The sequence below is a fragment of the Pseudoxanthomonas sp. LjRoot204_2 genome, from assembly GCF_056175765.1.
The window spans coordinates 1-1,002 of record NZ_JBGFFG010000749.1 but is presented as its reverse complement, the minus strand read 5'-3'; the positions used below and the strand labels follow the sequence as shown (position 1 = coordinate 1,002).

2 protein-coding genes are annotated in these 1,002 nt (G+C 67.4%); both read right to left on the bottom strand.

The features are described from left to right. A partial coding sequence (locus AC04L7_RS19590; RefSeq protein WP_475513833.1) for an amino acid ABC transporter permease occupies positions 1–394 on the bottom strand: 394 nt, incomplete at its 3' end. Positions 395–410: 16 nt separating this feature from the next. After that, positions 411–1,002, bottom strand: a 592-nt coding sequence (locus AC04L7_RS19585; protein ID WP_475513832.1) for an amino acid ABC transporter permease, incomplete at its 5' end; no start/stop codon positions are given.

The following is a 1,002-nucleotide window of genomic DNA, read 5'->3' as shown; positions in this document are numbered from 1 at the left end:
GGCGGCGCGACATGCCCATGGCAAGCGCCGCCTCCAGCTGCCCCTTGCGGATGGAGTTGATGCCGGCGCGGAAGGTCTCGGCGTTGTAGGCCGAGATGTTGAGCACCAGCGCCACCAGCGCGGTGACGAGCGGCGACAGCTGGAAGTCCACCGCCATCGGCATCACGTAGAAGACCCAGTAGATCACCAGGATCAGCGGCAGGTTGCGGAAGAACTCCACGAAGCCGAGCGAGGCCGACTGCAGCAGCTTGTTGGACGACAGCCGCATCAGTGCCAGCACGATGCCGCCCGGCACGGCCAGCAGCATGGTCAGCACCGTGAGGCCCACGGTGAGCGCCGCGCCTTCGAGCAAGGCCTGGCGGTGCGTCCAGATCACGGACCAGTCGAAAGTCATGGGATGGCCCTCTTCATCATGAACGCCCCAGGTGCGCGACGCGGTGGTAGAGCCGGTCGATGCCGCGCGTGACCGGGAACAGGATCGCGAAGTACGCCACCATCACCGCGGTGAACACTTCCACCGGCCGGTAGCTCTGGCCCGCGACGGTCTCGGCGCGGTGCATTAGCTCGGGCACCGCGATCACGGTGGCAATGGCCGTGTCCTTGATGGCGATGGTGAGGATCGAGCCGAAGGCCGGCAGCATGCGGATGGTGGCCTGCGGCAGCAGCACCTTGCGCAGCAGCTGCGCGCGCGACATGCCCAGCGCCAGCGCCGCACGCGTCTGGCCCGGCCGGATGGATTCGATGCCCGCGCGGATCACCTCGGCCGCATAGGCCGCGATGTGCAGCGTCAGTGCGATCACCGCGGCCCAGAACGGCGCGAAGGTGAAGCCCAYGAGCAGCGGGAACGCGAAGTACATCCACACCAGCACCACCAGCACCGGAATGGCGCGCATCGAATCGATGTAGAAGACGAGCACAGGGCGCAGCCAGCCGGGGCCGTACAGCCGCAGCAGCGCGATCGCCATGCCCGCGAGGATGCTGGTGACTGCGCTGATCAGGCTC